General features: G+C 61.4%; 11 protein-coding genes and 1 pseudogene. 4 read left to right on the top strand and 8 right to left on the bottom strand.

Annotated features, from left to right (window positions below; genetic code table 11):
• Positions 1–180 precede the first annotated feature (180 nt).
• The 4 genes from ACY466_RS03240 to ACY466_RS03255 all read left to right on the top strand — a co-directional run bounded on the left by ACY466_RS03240 (position 181) and on the right by ACY466_RS03255 (position 3880).
• Positions 181–1275 (top strand): hypothetical protein, encoded by a 1095-nt coding sequence (locus ACY466_RS03240; protein WP_463249807.1) that lies wholly within the window; start codon positions 181–183, stop codon positions 1273–1275.
• Positions 1276–1354: 79 nt separating this feature from the next.
• The gene (locus ACY466_RS03245; protein ID WP_463249809.1) at positions 1355–2140 is read left to right on the top strand and encodes a WecB/TagA/CpsF family glycosyltransferase; all 786 of its coding nucleotides are present in this window, start codon (positions 1355–1357) and stop codon (positions 2138–2140) included.
• A gap of 7 nt (positions 2141–2147) precedes the next feature.
• Positions 2148–3086, top strand: a complete 939-nt coding sequence (locus tag ACY466_RS03250; protein ID WP_463249810.1) for a glycosyltransferase — start codon at positions 2148–2150, stop codon at positions 3084–3086.
• Positions 3087–3196: 110 nt separating this feature from the next.
• Positions 3197–3880 carry a polysaccharide pyruvyl transferase family protein gene (locus ACY466_RS03255; RefSeq protein WP_463249812.1) on the top strand — a complete coding sequence of 228 codons (684 nt, stop codon included), beginning with the start codon at positions 3197–3199 and terminating at the stop codon, positions 3878–3880.
• A gap of 66 nt (positions 3881–3946) precedes the next feature.
• Here ACY466_RS03255 and ACY466_RS03260 read toward each other — a convergent pair whose 3' ends face one another.
• The 8 genes and pseudogenes from ACY466_RS03260 to ACY466_RS03295 all read right to left on the bottom strand — a co-directional run bounded on the left by ACY466_RS03260 (position 3947) and on the right by ACY466_RS03295 (position 14519).
• A complete protein-coding gene (locus ACY466_RS03260; protein ID WP_463249814.1) occupies positions 3947–5239 on the bottom strand; it encodes an O-antigen ligase family protein in 1293 nt (430 codons plus the stop codon).
• A complete protein-coding gene (locus tag ACY466_RS03265; protein ID WP_463249816.1) occupies positions 5240–6559 on the bottom strand; it encodes a lipopolysaccharide biosynthesis protein in 1320 nt (439 codons plus the stop codon).
• A 695-nt stretch (positions 6560–7254) separates the two neighbouring features.
• Positions 7255–8073, bottom strand: a complete 819-nt coding sequence (gene istB / locus ACY466_RS03270; RefSeq protein ID WP_463249817.1) for an IS21-like element helper ATPase IstB — start codon at positions 8071–8073, stop codon at positions 7255–7257.
• Positions 8073–9289, bottom strand: a pseudogene (gene istA, locus ACY466_RS03275) (IS21 family transposase). The gene istB and the pseudogene istA overlap by 1 nt, the downstream one beginning before the upstream one ends.
• A gap of 1044 nt (positions 9290–10333) precedes the next feature.
• On the bottom strand, positions 10334–11692 hold the full coding sequence (locus tag ACY466_RS03280) for a polysaccharide biosynthesis protein (protein ID WP_463249819.1): 1359 nt from the start codon (positions 11690–11692) through the stop codon (positions 10334–10336).
• 54 nt (positions 11693–11746) lie between these two features.
• The gene (locus ACY466_RS03285; protein WP_463249821.1) at positions 11747–12292 is read right to left on the bottom strand and encodes a serine acetyltransferase; all 546 of its coding nucleotides are present in this window, start codon (positions 12290–12292) and stop codon (positions 11747–11749) included.
• A gap of 209 nt (positions 12293–12501) precedes the next feature.
• Positions 12502–13392: a glycosyltransferase gene (locus ACY466_RS03290; protein WP_463249822.1), complete on the bottom strand. Its 891-nt coding sequence runs from the start codon at positions 13390–13392 to the stop codon at positions 12502–12504.
• A 275-nt stretch (positions 13393–13667) separates the two neighbouring features.
• Positions 13668–14519, bottom strand: a complete 852-nt coding sequence (locus ACY466_RS03295; RefSeq protein WP_463249824.1) for a glycosyltransferase family 2 protein — start codon at positions 14517–14519, stop codon at positions 13668–13670.
• Between the last annotated feature and the right edge of the window lie 218 nt (positions 14520–14737).

A 14737-nucleotide genomic window follows, 5' to 3' on the forward strand; every position in this document is an offset into this window, starting at 1 on the left:
GAGCCTGATGAGTTCCGTGAACAGCACCAAGAGTGAAGTCGACGTAACGCCGCGTCGACTGTTCGGCCCTTGTCGACGTTTCTGGACGGCATTGTCGAAGCAGTCTCTGAACACCACGCATAAATGGTCGAATCGACCGGCTTTCGACCAACGTCCACGTGAGTCAGTGGGCGACCGATCATGACGGCGTCACGTGTTTTCGTATGGTCCACCGGTCAGGACGACAACCTCGGCGACATCGTGCTCCGGCGCCGACTCCTCGAGTTCCTCGATCGTCCCGGCGTCGCCATCGACCTCTACGTCGGCGTGAACTCCCCGGACTTCGTCGACTCTCTCGTCGCGACGATCGAGCACGCCTCGATCACTTTGCATCGCAACAAGATCGGCTGGGTCACCGCCATGATGCGCGCCGGCCGGGTGACCCTGGTGACCAACCCGGGGGAGATACGCCTCGACACCGCGACCATCATGGCTCAGTCCCTCCTCCTCGGACCGCAACTGCTTCTGCGAGTGCGCGGCGGTGACGTGGTGCGGGCAGGCACGGCCGTGCGCGACGAAGCGGGCCTGCGGGCCGGAGTCGCGCTGACCTCCGTGAAGCTGAACCAGACCACCGCAACGCTCACCTCGTGGCGCGACGGGAAGACGCCGCGCATCGTGGGATGTGGCGCGCGGGTCACTCCGGACTGGGCGTTTTCGCCTGGCCCCCGCATCGACCCCGAGCCCACCCGACGCGACGACATCCTCGTCACGTTCCGCTCGGATCGCGGACCCCTGGGTGACTACGAGTGCCGCGCGCTGCGCACCTACGCGGCGCGGACCGGACGCACCCTCACCGTCTTCGTTCAGGTACGACGCGACGAGGACGCCATGGCCGAGCTCGCCGGACGTCTGCAGGCCGACTTCCTGGGCTGGCCCGAGGACCGTTCGCACGTCGAGCAGGAACGGGTGATCCGAGCCCGCATGCGCACCGCGGCCATGGTGGTGAGCGACCGCATCCATGCCCTCATCGTCGGGACCACGGAGGGTGCGCTGCCTGCCGGCGTGCACCGGCCCGGAGACGACAAGACGGCTCTGCACTTCGCCGCCGCCGGTCTGCCGCACTCCACGTTCATTCGCACGGGTGTGGGGGCCGATCTCGACGCCTTCCTCACCGCCGTCGAGTGGTCCCGCGCCGAGACCCTCGAGTCATTGACCCGTGCGGCCGCGGACGTCGACAACCTCGGACGCGTCCTGGCCGAGCTCGTCGCTCCCGACGCGGTGGAGGTGGCGTCGTGACGGCAGTGACACCGGGCGTCTCACGACCCACCACCTCGTACTACACCGATGCCCATCGCTTTTCGATTCTGGAGTTCTCATGACTGTGCTCTCGCACGACGCGATCGATCTGCCGCTGTTCGACGTCGGGCTGCAGCCCATGCGTCCGGACGAGGTCATCGACTGGATCGACGACCACGTGGGTCAGCGCGCCCTCCTCCTCAACCACAACCTGCACAGCCTCTACATCCACCAGACGTCGGAGGAGTTCCGCTCGGCGTACGAGATGTCCGACGCCACCCTCATCGACGGCTTCCCCGTCCTGGCGGCTGTGAACGTGGCACGGGTGCGTGCGGGGCAGAAGCCGATCGCGACGGACAGTCGGACCGGATCCTGCGACTGGCTGGGACTGCTCGGGCGATCGCGACGGGTACGACGCATTGCTGTCGTCGGGGCCACGGGGGAGTCGAACGCCCGCACGTGCAGACGGTTGCAGCGGGTGGATCCGCGCTTCGTCGTTCGGGGGTGGGACGGGTACGACGGTGTGAAGACGCTGCGTCGCAACGACTTCGACGAGCTGCACGATTTCGCCCCCGATCTGGTGTTGCTGGGTCTCGGCATGCCGCTGCAGGAAGAGCTGCTCGTCACCGACGGGGACCGTCTGCCCGCGGCCGTGGTGGCAACCGTGGGTGGTGCCATCGACCAGCTCTCCGGGGAGCAGCGGACCGCGCCGCGGTGGTTGGGGCGCATCGGCGCGGAGTGGCTCTACCGCCTGGCGCACGATCCCCGACGCCTCGCCCACCGCTACCTGGTCGAGCCCTGGATGTTGGCCGGCGCGGTACGAGACCGGCGCCGAAGCGCACACACCACGACACCGGAAAGGTGACGGACACATGAGTACTCGCGTCAGCGTGGTCATCCCCACCATCGGGAGGCCGGAACTGTTCCGCGCCTATCGCAGCGTGCGCAACCAGACGGTGGACGCGGCGGTGATCCTGGTCCTCGACGACCCGGACCGTGAGGACATCGTGCGCGACATGCTCGGCAGTGACCTGGAAAGCGGCGACGCCGTCCTCGTGGTCACCACAGGACGCGTCGGTGGGGCGGCGGCTCGGAACATCGGCCTCGACCTCACCGACACGGAGTACGTCGCGTTCCTGGACGACGACGATTGGTGGGACGCCGACAAACTCGAGCAACAACTGGAGATGGTGACCTGCACGGGGGCGACGTTGTGCTTCACGGCCGTCGATTTCGTCGACGGTGATCGGCACCGGGTGTTGCCAGAGGTGCCGTTCGACCCCGAGCGGGAGTCCGTGGCGTCGTACCTGGTGCGCCGGCCGCGATTACGGCACGGGTACGGCTACCTGCAGTCGAGCACCATCCTCGCGGCGACGACGCTCGCGCAGCGGGTGCGCTGGGACGACGCGTTGCCCAAGCACCAGGACTGGGACTTCGTGATTCGGCTGATGGCCGATCCGGAGGCCGAGTTCGCGTTCTGCGGGGCGCCGTTGGTGCACGTACAGAAGGGGTCGGCGTCGTCGATCTCCGTGACGCGCAACCGGCAGGCGAGCGAGAAGTGGTGGGACCGCCACGCGGGGGAGTTGGACTCCAAGGCCCGCGGCGACTTCGTCGCGACCCAGTTGCTGCGCACCGCGACGGCGAACCGCGATCTGCGTGGGGTGATGGCCTCGCTGAAGATGCTGCGGCACAACGCGCCCAGCCCGGCCGCCCTGGTGGTGGGACTGTCGGGTATCCGAGAGACCCCGGATCGACTCCGTCAGGTTGCATCGCCCGCCACCAACGCGGCGAGTGAATCGGCAACGCGATGACTGGCGTGGAGTTGGTGTGCGGAACTCCACCACGGAAAAGGTGTCGTGTAGGCGCGCTGCTTGCGCAGCTTCTGAGGCGCAGGAGCACATTCGGAGACCTGCTGAGTCCGATGATCGTGGACGAGATCGCGCGTATGCGCGGTCTCGACGTCACGACAGGACCCACCCGGCGGCTGCTGGGTGGGGGATCGGTTGTCGAGATGGCGCGGTCCGGGGACGTGGTGTGGGGTTCGGGTGTGACCGGCAGACCGACCGGGCCCGACGCCGACTACTCCGGCGTGGACGTTCGGGCCGTCCGCGGTCCGATGACCGCAGCGTGGTTGCGCGAGCGAGGTGCGGAGGTGCCGGAGGTATTCGGAGATCCGGCGCTGTTGGTGGCCGAGCTGTGGCCTGCGACGTGGCGAGAACGCTGCAAGCGTTGGGATTACACGGTGATCCCCGATGTCCACGACGCGAAGGCGTACCGCCACAACGTGCACGCAGCGTTGCCGCACTGGCCGTTTGCGGACATTCGGCGGCGAATTCTGGGCAGTGAGCTGGTGGTGACGAGTTCACTGCAGGGTCTGGTACTGGCGGACGCATACGGGATCCCCGCGCGGTTGATCACGCCGAAGACTTCGTCCTTGTTCGAATACGAGGACTACTACCGGGGGACGGGGCGGGGAAGCTTCGAGCCGGCCGGGGACGCGAAAGACGCGGTACGGATGGGTGGCGAGGCGATACCGACGTGGGAATGCGCGTCGTTGATCTCGGCGTTCCCCACCGAACTCGGGGTACATCACTCGCGTTCGTGACGGGTGTCGAGACGCTCCACCACGGTGGATCCATCGGCCAGGCCCCAGTCGGGGCCTGGCCGATCGTCATCGTCCAGTCGACGCCGACGCTCCCCGCAGCTTCCGCAGGCAGAAGAACTGCAGAAAGAGCGAGAACGTGGCGAAGTGGTTGTAGTCGATCGTCACGTACACGACGAAGCCCGCCACCGCGATAACCGCGGTCAGAGCGAAGGCGGCGATTCCGATGTCGGCGCCGCGAGAGAGAGCGCAGTCGTAGCTCGCGTACAGACAGAACGCGATCATGACGACCAGTACGACGAGCCCGATCAGCCCCAGGTCCACCATCGTCTGGATGTAGGCCTGGTGAAAGTGCGGAACGTCGTAGTTGGCGAACACCCCGATGTTCCTGATGTAGTCCGACAGCCCGGATTCGAAGTAGCCGTTGAAACCCCAGCCCAGGATCGGCCGCTCACTCCACGTTCGTAAGCCGTACTCCCACAAATACGTCCGTCCGGTCAGGGTGTCGTCCCGGCCCAGCGAGTCCAGAACGGCTGTGCGATTTGCCGCGACTGTGAAGCCGGTCGCAGAGATGACCACGGAGGCGAGTGTGAAGAACACGCTGGGCCGCATCGAACTGCGGACGGCTGTGTGGACGCCGATGAGAACGAACACGGCTACCGCACCGAGGACGAGCGCCGTGGCAGAACCGGTAAGGACGATGAACACCGTGGAGACGGCAATCGCCGCGAGACGGGGAACCCCGCTGTGCAGGCGGGCCGTCAAGATCAGTCCGAGAACGGCATACAGACCGCCGGTGATCTTGTGCGGGAAGAATCCGCGAAGAGGCTGCAGCCCCAAAAGGTTCGCGCGTGATTGGTGGTCGAAGTAGAAGGCGAACGACAGACGTGCGGCGTACGCAACCAGGCCCAGGACTGTCAACGTCAGAATGACGCGAGAAAGCAGGCGAAGTGCGCGGGCGAAACCGTAGTCGCAGCTGATCATGTATGCGACGGCAATGTTCCCGCACAGCAGTGAGCCGTAGGTCAGCGTCGACGTCGGGTTCACCGACCAGATCGCGGACACCATGACAAAGGTGCAGAACGACAGCGCGAACAGCAGGTTCGGGACGTTGTGATGTTGGATGGTGAGCAGCGCCAGTACGGACACGCCGAGCAGTGCGATCCAGCTCAGCTGGAACAATGAACCGCCGCCACCTCCCTGCGGAATCAGAATCACCGCGTTGGCGCCGAGAACGCAGGCCACGTAGAGGTGGTAAATGACCGTGCGGATGGTGAGCATGGTGCCGTCCGGAGCGAAGTGCTGCTGGGAACGGTCCGGAACTCCGACGTTGTCGGTGGCCAGTGCGGTGTTGCGAGGCATTCAGTTGCCACCCGTCTCGTTCGTATGCTGCTCGGTGGCCGTGTTCGTGCGGCGCACGAAGCGCCAGGCCGTGGTGAAGTCCGGTACGAAGAACTGCGTGATGCGCACCCCGTACGTCCGGCGACAGCGCGCGACGTACAGAACCATCAGTACGTACTGACCCCCGATGAGTCCGATGCACCCGCCGATCGCGCCCATGGTGGGAACCAGGGCTATCGCCATCGCGGTGTTCACGATCAGGCTGATGACCACGAGTGGGGTGCCGAAGGAGGCCTTGCCCAGTCCGGCGAGGCTGGGATAGATCGTCTTGCACACCGCAGTCGCCGGCAGACTGATGGCGAGTACTTGCAGCAGCACAACCGCGTCCCCGTACTGATTCCCCATCAGCAGAGGCACGAGGAGCGGCGCCAGGAGGGCCACCACAGCCGCTATCACGGCGAAGAACCAGAACAGGCCGGCCGAGATGCGCGCGGTCTGCGCAACGACCGCGGACACGTTCGTGGAGTTCCTCGCCGAGCTCGAGAACAAGACCATCCCCAACGCAGATGCCACTTCCAGAAAGATCTCGTTGATGCGCAATGCAGCGAAGTACTGGCCCGCCGCGTCAGGACCGACGAAGTGGCCGATGACGAACATGGAGATGCGGTAGCAGAGCATGATCGCGAACAGATTGAAGGCGAAGACCAGCCCGAACCGAACCATCGGAACGAGGCGAGCGACGTTGGCGCGGATTCGGCCGCTCCGCCCGAGCGCCATGAGGTAGCCGATCGGCAGCGTGGCCAGCCCCACCCCCGCTTGTATCCACAGTGCCGCGGTCAGCGTGACGAGATCGTTGACGAACAGAAACAGGACGACCACGCACACGATGAGGTGAGGCAGCGCCTCGCTGACGGTGAACGATCGGATCTGGCCGGTACCGAGGAACACTCCCTGGGTCAACGTGATCGAGATTGCCGATGCGACCCCGAGACACACGATGGCCACGCCGGCGTTGAGGCCGAAACCGGGGATGCGATCTGCGTAGAGCAGCGACACGACGAGCGCAGACGGAACGACGAGGAGCGGCAGAATCGCGAGTGTGGTTCCCACGGCCTGATGCGGGGTTAGTGTGCCGTGAGCGATCTCGTAGGCGAATGACTGCCGCAGGCCCAAGCTGCCCAGCATCCCGACCAGCGCGAACGCGGACGTCAGAATCCCGAACCAACCGAACTCGGAGGGACTGAGTGTCCGAACGAGGATGATCAGCGTCGAGAACTGCGCCAAGCGGATGACCGACCGGCCGGAGAGCACGGTGGCAGCCTGGGATGCAAGGCTGCTCATGTATCTCCCGGGGGTCGGCGCACCGGAGCAGATGCCGCCGTGTCGGTGTGGCCCGTCGAGGCGGTCATGACTAACGACGACGGCACCACCGGGTCTCCGTCCATTCCTTTCAACTGCAGTCCTTTGCCGTCCGGTCCGATGGGGCTCGAATTAATATCGTTGCGGGAACGCAGTCGCAGAACGGTATTGAGGCTGCGTTTTTGCCGATATTCCGATCGTTGTCCCATTCATCACGCGTTTGGGCGAGGGCATCTTATTCGACATAGCTCCTGTTCAGCGGATTGCGTGCCCCACCGTATCTCACTCAACGGGTGTCAGCGACTCGATCCGCGAATGGTGAACAAGCGAGGTCTCTGGACACTTTGGAACGGTGTGCATGGAATCGGGTGGATGCGCTTTGATCCGCTTGAGAAACGCACAACGGGCGTTCTCGGCGCACGTTCGCTCCCCGGAAAAAGTATATTCTCCGAGAACGGGCCTTCACGCATACAGATCGGCGAGTTGTCGGAAATCGCATGGCACCGCGGGCTGTCGACGAGCCCCGAGGTCGGGCATCGGCGGCTTGTAGCGTTGTGGCGACAGTCTTATGCCGAACGGCCCGGTACCTAAGTGTGTCGGTCCTGGGCCGTTTCGACGCGGGGTGTCGGCTCCGGTCCAAAAGTGAGCAATTGTTCCGGTCGAAAAGTGAGCAGGTTCTAGGTGGTCGAGTGTGCCTCACGGTCGGCGGTGACGGAAGGTAGTGACTCGATCGCGGTGTGTTTGATGCGGTAGCTGGTGCCTTTGAGGGCGATGACGTCGGCGTGGTGCACGATGCGGTCGATCATCGCCGAGGCGATGGTGGCTTCGCCGAAGACGTCGCCCCATCGGGCGAACGGCAGGTTCGAGGTCAGCACGAGGGAGGACATCTCGTAGCGGCTCGATACCAGCTGAAAGAACAGGTTCGCCGCGTCGGTGTCGAACGGGATGTACCCGACCTCGTCGATCACGATCAGCCCGATGCGGGAGATCTTCTTGAGTTCGGAATCCAAGCGACCCAACCTATGTGCGTGCGCGAGTCGGGTGATCCACCCTGTCGCCGATGCGAAGGCCACGCGGTGACCGGTGTGGGCGGCGGCGATACCGAGCGCCGTCGCGAGGTGCGTTTTGCCGGTGCCGGGTGGGCCGAGGAGCACCACGTTGCGAGCTTCGGAGAGCCACCCACCGCCTTCGAGTCGGGCGATCTGTGCGCGGTCGACGCCGGGTTGGGAGGTGAAGTCGAAGTCGGTGACCGTTTTGATGGCCGGGAATCCGGCGCCCTTGATGCGCAGCCGGGCTCCGGATTCGGCGCGAGCATTCGATTCCGCGGCGAGAACCGCCGCGAGGTAGTCCTCGAGGGACCAGCCGGCGTCGCGGCCTTGTTCGGCGAGGCGGTGGAACTCGGAGCTGATCCGCGGCGCCTTCAATGCCCGCGCGTGATGGGCGATGATCTTGTCCGCCTCCGACGGCGCCGGCGCGGCGGACTGCCGGGCGGCCATCAGGCGACCTCCCCGGTCCCGAACGCGGTGTCGTAGGCACCGAGGTCGGCGACTTCCACCTCGACCGGTACCGACCCGCCACCGTCGCGGCGGATCGTGTTGTACTGCGCTCGTTGCACTTTCGCTGCCGCCAGGTGGCGGGGTCGGTGAGTAGACCGCCAGTTCCCCAGAGCCTGGGGTGATCGGCCACCACCGTGTTCTCGCACAGCACCCCGATCCGGTGCAGGTCTGCGGTGACGGTGATCAATCTCCCGATCGCGTCCGGGTGCGCCGAATACGACGACCCGCCGAACGCGACATAGTAGTCGCGGCCCAGCCTCGTTGCGACGCTCGTGCCGACGGTCGGACCGATCGGCGGCAGTGGTCCCATCGCCGCCCGATCCTCGGCCAGGACGTCGGCCGGACGGTGCCGGGTCACCCGGTGAGTGCGCGCGTTGGCGGTCGACAACCACTGCGCCAGTTGATCGTTGAAGTCAGCAGGTGAGGAAAACGTGCGACCCGGCAGGAACGAGGACCGCAGGTATCCGTTGGCGCGTTCGACGACACCTTTCGTTTCCGGATCGTACGGCGGGGCCTGCACCAACTTCGTGGCGAGGGTGCCGCAGAAACCGGGCACACCCGATACCAATCGCCCTCCTCTCCCGATCCCGGCTTCGTTGTCCCACAACAATGTTCGCGGCACCGCACCGAAGGGGGCGGAGATCAGCTGCCACATTCCGGCGAGCAGGTCACCGGTGATCCGCGACGGCAGCATCACCGCGGCGATGAACCGCGAGTACGTCGCGACCATCACCAACACCGGAAAGCTGCGCAGCACACCGGCATGATCGGGGACGAGATGGCCGGGGAACATCAGATCGCACTGCACCTGCTCACCCGGCAGATGCACCAACCGGTCCGCCGGATCGGCCGGCGCGTACTCCGGCCGCACGCGCGCGACGTTCTCCGACAGCCACGACCGGCCACCACGCCACCCGATGCGTTCGGCGATCACCGTCGTCGGCATCGACGGATACGCCGCCAACAACGTCCGCACCGACGGTTCCACCCGCGACCACGCCGACTCAGTCGGCCGCGCCCGCTCGTACTGCGGCGGACCCGACGACTTCACCGCCTTCGCCACCGTGTTGCGCGAGAGCCCCAACCGGCGGGCAATCTCCGCCTGCGAGATCCCCTCCGAGCCATGCAACCGACGAATCAACGCCCAGTCCTCCACAGTGATCACTCCTCAATCGTCGAGATGAGTGCTCACTTTTCGACCGGATTACATGCTCAGTTTTCAACCGGATCCGACACGGGGCGGGTCCGTCAGGCGCGACTCGAAGAATGTACTGCTGACCGGTCGACCGGCCGGGCAGCAGCGATTTTCGGTACCGAAGTCACGCGCGTGCGCCACACCCGAAGCGGGTATTCGCAGACAGCCGTCGACGCAGTTCTGGCACTGAGCTCGTGATGGCAAGTTGATTGCACGGCTCGGTGGTAGCCAAGGCGTTCTGGCTCCCGGCGTGACCGATGCCGCCGGGGACGGAACCGCTGTTCAGGTTTCGGGTCAACTGCCAAGGAACGGCCCTTCGAACCGTTAAGGGGATGCAAGGGACGCAATGCGGCTGGATGGAGGGGGCCTCCGGAGTGGAAAATATGGAGAGTCAATCGAAGTAATATTTGCAATCGCCGAGCGCGCGCCATCTCGAGGTCTTCCGGGCGGCATGTTGAACAAAATTCTCTTGTTGCAAATATCCCAAAGGCGTCGAATCCACGAGTAAATAAGGTGTCCCAGGTTTACGTGGACCCAGTCGCTTGATCGAGTGTCGTGAGGTGCCGGGATGGCAAAGCATCCACTGCTCGCATGCATTAGTGAGAGGAGTAAAGTAATTTACACCCGGAATCATCGAGACAGGCATTCGATCAGCAATATAAGTGATGTTCCAGATATTGTTGTGTCCGATCGGTAATGCCCAATTTTGCGCCGAAATGCGCCGCCCCCTGGTTTGCAGTTGCGAACCAGGGGGCGGCAAGCCGGAGTTATACGCGGAAGATAGAAACCCGGGGTAGCTTCGGGCGCTTTGGTGCGACGGGGTCGTTCTTAACGTTATTTCTCGAGTCAACATGGTGCGGCAACGCGCTTTCGTTATTGTCAAATCCAGTAAGGCGCCAGATTGCGACGCCCAGCGAATACGGAGCTCACACTATTGGCGGCCGGCGTGCTCGAATAGGTGCCGCCCAGTCGCCATGGGCTCGAACTTGCTGGTGGATCAGACTGTTAACCCAACACACTTTTCCCAAAAATGGCTGCATTGCGCTGACTTAATCGGATATAACGTCGCGCGAAGATGTAGGTAGGGCCGAGCTGGACGATTGCGACTGCCAGACCGATGGAGAAGTACGCACCCATCGCTCCGTAGGACTTCGCGGTAAGAAGCGTGGCTGTCAGCGAAACCAGTGCCATCAGTGTGACAAGCACGGCCTGGCCCCGCAAGCCATCCTTGTGACTTAAAACCATTGCGCTGGGCTGATGCGCGGCGAACGCAATTACATAAACAGAAGCTGCCACCATGAGCAACGGCGAGACCGGCACCTCACCTGAGAGTAAGTACATTGACACAATGAAGACGCCGAGGCAGAGCGTCACGCTGCCGACGACGCCCAATCCGATGAACACCGCTACATGTTTCTTCAGCGTACGGATGTCTATTTCGCCCATCCGTGATCGGTAGACCGGCCACAGCGCTTGTGCGATGACGCCTACCACAGACAAGACTGGAACAAGGTATTGAGCCACAAGCGAGTACTGAGCAAGCTCGGTGTCAGTGCTGGAATGCGCGAGTATAATTCGTTGAAACTGGAAGGCAACCACGAGTCCAATCGAGATCGTGAGGAAAGAAACGGACTGTCCTACAAGCGTTCTTATCTCGAACCCAGCGGGAGCTCGAAACGCCAAGAACGGAAGCGGAATAGGCAACTGTCCAAATCCACGGCGCCCAGCACGGTCGGTCGCGAGGGCAACCAGTACGAATGCAACAGCTGGGAGCACGGCTACTTGCGCGGCCGAGTTCGCAACCAGCGCGATAGGCACTATCGCAGTCATCTGAATTACAGGATTCAAGATAGCGATTCGCGTCACGGCGTCCATGCGGCCGTCTCCTTGCAAAAGGCGTGCACCCGTCCCCGCCGGCAAGCAGACTGCTATCGAAAAAAAGATGAGAAAACAAGCGAAGTTCGCTTGGACAGACTTGTCGCTTATGCCCAGAAGAGCTGGCCATCCGACTGTGGCCCACACAGTGATATTCAAGACGACGAGGACAGCGGAAATCTTGAAGAGACAGCTCCGCACGCCTAAATAGTAACGACGAAACTGATCCAGATGCAACCGACCAGAGGCGGCGTCAGAAGCTGCATTCAGCAACGCAACACCTAGCCCGAGGTCCGCAAAAGGCAGCATGATCAGTAACGAGCTGAGAAGCGTGAAAATTGCGAACCCGCTGGCACCGAATCGATCGACCAGGATCCAAGCAGCGACCGTACCCGACAGGGCTCCGGCCGCCAGGCTAAGAAGTCTAAACGTTCCGACCCTGGCAAGCTGGCCCAATAGGGATGTGTCGCTGATCTTTACGCGTGACATCTTCAGCCTGTGTCCTTATCGACGGATATTCGGATTCTTCTGGATTAACGGCGCTTACTTCGGCGTCACCCTCGCTGGATTGCCCTTGGCGACGTGCCCAGCGGGCACCGACCTTGTCACAACACTGCCCGCGCCGATTATTGAGTTTCTACCTATGGTGACGTCGCCGATGACAACCACGTTGGCTCCGAGCTCCACCCCGTCCTCCAACACAGGGCACCCGCCCCCCGGTGCGTTGTGTCCAATTGTGGTCGATTGGCGCACAGTGACGTTCTTTCCTAGAACGCAACCATCATTGAGGACGACAGCGAATCCGTGATGTATGGCGAAGCCGGGGCCGATGATGGTCTTCGGACGGATCTCGAGAGATAACAAGACTTCGGTCAGCATTCGGTATGCGACGATCAAAGGATACGAGAGTTTACGCGGCTTGTCGCGACAACCCATCGCAAATTGGGTGACCCGCAAAAGAGTCAGTACGATTTGCATTTTTGGATTACGGCGATTGGCACGTAAGTCTGATCTTATGAACTCGGGCAACGACGATCGTGTCGGCCAGCACTCTTCCTTCGTAGAGTGGGTTTTCGGTTCAACGTTCATCGAGCTCCCGATCGCTTATGTCCTCGCCTAGGGTTTGTCCGGCGAGGAAAGGTCGATTCTTGACACATCCGGGGGCCCGGCCCTGATTGTTCAAGATCTCTACTACGTGAATATGTTGTACAGCATGACCACCCACAGGTAACGAAAAACTCGCCGTCACCGAATCCAAACTCCGTCACCCCGAAGAGATGGTTTAAGCTCGCGGGCGCTCATTTTCTGGTCCCAGAAAAGTTAGCAGATTTCACAGCGATCTCTTTTGCCATCATCACCCCGGTCAAAGCGAGCGTTGCGATATCGTCCACGGTTCGATTCGCCAAAACGAGTCCTGCGACGCGACGTGCGTCTCGCATATCTTTGAAGTGATGCCACGCCGGCCGCGCCGTTCCGGCGCCCGTGATGTCAAAGTCGCAAAGGAAATCATCGACAACTACCGGATCGGTATCGATCGCGCACTTCATCATGTAAAGCTGGTCAGCGGCCAATCCATGTTGTAAATCGTAGCGCCCAATACGTTTGAGAAGGTCAGTGCCGAAGAACGCTGCTTGATGTGGTATCGACTTTCCACCTAACGAGAAACGCTTCAAATTGAAGGGAGCGTGGCCGAAGACCCCCTTGAACTTCTTCTGGGAGTCGTAGAGTCTGGCGAATCCGTACCCCCACGTGTCGCGCACGCTGTCGAGGCCACTTTCGCTATCAAGCGTGTCCAACACGGTCTGAATCGAATCTCGTCGCGCAAAGGCGTCCCCTGAATGCATGAACCACACTAAATCACCCGAGGACCGATCAATACCCTTGTTCATCGCATCATACCGTCCCTCATCTGGCTCGCTGATAGCGATGAACCGCCGCTCCTCCGTGGACGAGTAACCCTCTAGTGTGGACGAAATACCTGGTGATCCCCCGTCGACCACAATGTGCTCAAGGTCGAACATTCCTATCTGTGAATTTACACTTTTGATAGTGTGTTGGAGTCCTTCAGGGTCATTAAATGAAATGGAAACTACGGACACGCGAATTCGATGGAGATGCATGTTGTCTGCACTCTGTGCGAGCTCTTGCACCTTTGAGTCTGTTGTTGTTTGTTTGTACGCGTCAGCCATTGCATCCTCACTAAGTATTCGCGTCACTTAATCGTGTTTCGGAACAGCAGCGCCTATTTCTCGCGCTCTCTGAGGCAATCTTAGTCCCCTACAGCCATCGTGGCTCGTTACAGCATCGCAACCCACGCCAGCATGTACTCGTAAGTCTGGTTCGCAGCATGACGAACCGTTCGCACGCGTACGTTCTCTTGCACGCGCAGGTTACAGACGGGCGGGACTGAACCCAGTAGCAGAGTGTGTCTGTCGCGCGGGGATGCGCTTATCGTTAGCTTGCGTCAGCCAACTTCTCGACGCGAGGTCGGGTCAGACCTACGGATTCGGCTGTAATCACGGCAGGCGACCCTCTTTCTCTCAGATGCGAACCTTTTGAGCCACCCGACAAAGGACCGAAAATCAGTCCAAAAGGATCGCGGGAACGATGTCGGGGCGTAAACGTCAAGTTGTGATATGTTTCTATCTACCGCCAACTTGCCATTCCGCCCCCCCTTTATGGCGTACTTGACGCTTATTGGTCGGGCGGTGCGGTAAGCAACCAAAACGTTCCCGTCACAGGCGACGTTGTCGTCTCTAAGTCGCAGCAGAAGAGCGAAATCCTCTGCTCGTCTACATGCAACGTCATATCCCCCAACCTGCAATATTCTGGATCGCCTGAACATGCATGACGGGTGCGGTATAGGCATACGTAGCCTAATTTGGCGCGTTTTGATGACTTTCGGGTCGGTTGGCCAACGTGACACTATCGGGCCGCCCCAATGTCCAAATTCGCTCAGTTGGCTTGAAATTGCGACGACAGTCAAATTGTTATCGAGAAAGCTGGCTTGAATTTCTAGCCTATTGGGAAACGACCAATCGTCAGCATCCATCACTGCAATGTACTCGGCTGACGTAGATTGGATAGCTAAGTTACGAGCCGCGGCTGCGCCGAAGTTTCTTTGAGACCGCAAGAGCCTCACTCGCGGGTCGGAAGTCGAATAGGCGGACACTACGGAAACAGTGTCATCCGACGAAGCATCGTCAACGATGATCATCTCCCAGTCTTCAAATGTTTGCAACAGTATCGACTCGATCGCTGCTCCAATCGTAGACTGGGCATTGTGCGCAGCAGTGACCACACAAACCCTCGCCATGCTTGACTCCGTTCGTGTGTCCGCGCATGTAAATTTTGCGTGAAATTTTTTGGCAGACGGCTTTGTCTGATTCGTAATTTAGCGTGTTGAACTTGAACTTCTCAGCTGTTCAGCGTATACCTGGCCAGCAAATTTTTGGGCTACATGCCAAAATTTCGGCCAATTGAATGACCAATGCTGTCCAGTGGCCGTCAGGGTCGAGCTGATAACGGACCTTT

This window comes from Rhodococcus sp. K11/5, from assembly GCF_055193735.1.

Bases quoted from the DNA above. Each gene is read 5' to 3' on its own strand.
- ACY466_RS03240 (WP_463249807.1), top strand. From the start codon at position 181: ATGACGGCGTCACGTGTTTTCGTATGGTCCACCGGTCAGGACGACAAC.
- ACY466_RS03245 (WP_463249809.1), top strand. From the start codon at position 1,355: ATGACTGTGCTCTCGCACGACGCGATCGATCTGCCGCTGTTCGACGTC.
- ACY466_RS03250 (WP_463249810.1), top strand. From the start codon at position 2,148: ATGAGTACTCGCGTCAGCGTGGTCATCCCCACCATCGGGAGGCCGGAA.
- ACY466_RS03255 (WP_463249812.1), top strand. From the start codon at position 3,197: ATGATCGTGGACGAGATCGCGCGTATGCGCGGTCTCGACGTCACGACA.
- ACY466_RS03260 (WP_463249814.1), bottom strand. From the start codon at position 5,239: ATGCCTCGCAACACCGCACTGGCCACCGACAACGTCGGAGTTCCGGAC.
- ACY466_RS03265 (WP_463249816.1), bottom strand. From the start codon at position 6,559: ATGAGCAGCCTTGCATCCCAGGCTGCCACCGTGCTCTCCGGCCGGTCG.
- istB (WP_463249817.1), bottom strand. From the start codon at position 8,073: ATGGCCGCCCGGCAGTCCGCCGCGCCGGCGCCGTCGGAGGCGGACAAG.
- ACY466_RS03280 (WP_463249819.1), bottom strand. From the start codon at position 11,692: ATGTCACGCGTAAAGATCAGCGACACATCCCTATTGGGCCAGCTTGCC.
- ACY466_RS03285 (WP_463249821.1), bottom strand. From the start codon at position 12,292: ATGAACGTTGAACCGAAAACCCACTCTACGAAGGAAGAGTGCTGGCCG.
- ACY466_RS03290 (WP_463249822.1), bottom strand. From the start codon at position 13,392: ATGGCTGACGCGTACAAACAAACAACAACAGACTCAAAGGTGCAAGAG.
- ACY466_RS03295 (WP_463249824.1), bottom strand. From the start codon at position 14,519: ATGGCGAGGGTTTGTGTGGTCACTGCTGCGCACAATGCCCAGTCTACG.